The organism is Streptomyces ipomoeae 91-03 (assembly GCF_000317595.1).
Taxonomy (GTDB): Bacteria; Actinomycetota; Actinomycetes; order Streptomycetales; family Streptomycetaceae; genus Streptomyces; species Streptomyces ipomoeae.
This window is the reverse complement of record NZ_AEJC01000447.1, coordinates 1-449: the sequence shown is the minus strand read 5'-3', so window position 1 is coordinate 449 and position 449 is coordinate 1. Positions and strand designations below refer to the sequence as shown.

Sequence of the window (449 nt, the reverse complement as noted above, 5' to 3'; positions counted from 1 at the left end):
GTGGAGGGCACGTCCCCGTTCCGCCGCACGTCCACCTGGTCGACCCTGACCGCGATCGTCGGCGACCCGCTGCCCGAACCCCGGCGCGCGGGCGCCCTCGGTCCCGTTCTGCGACAGCTCATGGACAAGCGCCCGGAGGCCCGCCCGGACGCCGACGGGGCCCGCCGACTGCTGGAGGCCGTGGCCTCCGGGGACGCACTCGACACCGCGACACCGAGCCCGGCCGGGCCCACGCCCCGGCCGCGGCAGGAGACGGAGCGCGGCGTGCCGTCGGTGCCGCCGGGCTTCGGCCCGGCCACCGGCGCAGGTGCCGGCGCTGGTGCGGCCCCGGGCTTCGGACCGCCGCAGCCTGCCGCGGGGCACGCCACAGGCGCGTCGCCCGCGGTCGCAGGCCCCGCTGTGGGTGGGCCGCAGCCGCCGGTGCCCGCGTCGGGGGCCGCCACCACCGT

Annotated in this window: 1 pseudogene; it reads left to right on the top strand. The window is 80.8% G+C overall.

The annotated features are described in order from the left end of the window. A pseudogene (locus STRIP9103_RS29620) lies at positions 1–449 on the top strand (serine/threonine-protein kinase); the annotation flags it as partial.